We start from the raw sequence: 585 nt of genomic DNA on the forward strand, positions 1-585 counted from the left end.
GCTGTTCCACCACATCCAGCAGGCGGGCGAGATCCCCGAGCGGGACATGTTCAACACCTTTAACATGGGCGTGGGCATGACGCTGATCGTGGCGCAAAAAGACGCGGCCCGGGCCCTTGAGCTCCTGCGGGCCGCGGGCGAGGACGCTTACTTATTGGGCCAGGTGGCCGCGGGCGAGGGGCTGGAGCTATGCTGAAGATCGCGGTGCTGGTGAGCGGCGGCGGCACCAACCTGCAGGCCATCCTGGAAAGCGAACGCCGCGGGGAGAACCCCAACGGTAAGGTTACCCTGGTGGTTGCCAGCAAACCTGGTGTGTATGCGTTGGAACGCGCTGCAAACTTCGGCGTGGAAACCGCCGTGGTGCGCCGCAAGGATTACGCCACCAGCGAGGAGTTTGACACTGCCCTGCTGAGTGTGCTGAAAGACCATGGCATTGAGCTGGTGGTTCTGGCAGGATTTTTGAGCGTGCTGGGCCCCAGCGTGATTGCCGCTTACCCCAACCGCATCCTGAACATCCACCCCAGCCTGATTCCCAGCTTTTCCGGCCCCGGCTACTATGGCCTGAAAGTGCATGAGGAAGCGCTG

2 protein-coding genes are annotated in these 585 nt (G+C 62.6%); both read left to right on the top strand.

The genetic code is table 11. The features are described 5' to 3' along the window. The coding region (locus ACFFUV_RS23680; RefSeq protein ID WP_390198447.1) for an AIR synthase-related protein at positions 1 to 196 on the top strand (196 nt) is incomplete at its 5' end. Next, the coding region (locus tag ACFFUV_RS23685) for a formyltransferase family protein (protein WP_390198451.1) at positions 190 to 585 on the top strand (396 nt) is incomplete at its 3' end. The genes ACFFUV_RS23680 and ACFFUV_RS23685, both read left to right, overlap by 7 nt.

It is taken from the genome of Vibrio olivae, assembly GCF_042428525.1.
GTDB classification, from domain to species: Bacteria; Pseudomonadota; Gammaproteobacteria; order Enterobacterales; family Vibrionaceae; genus Vibrio; species Vibrio olivae.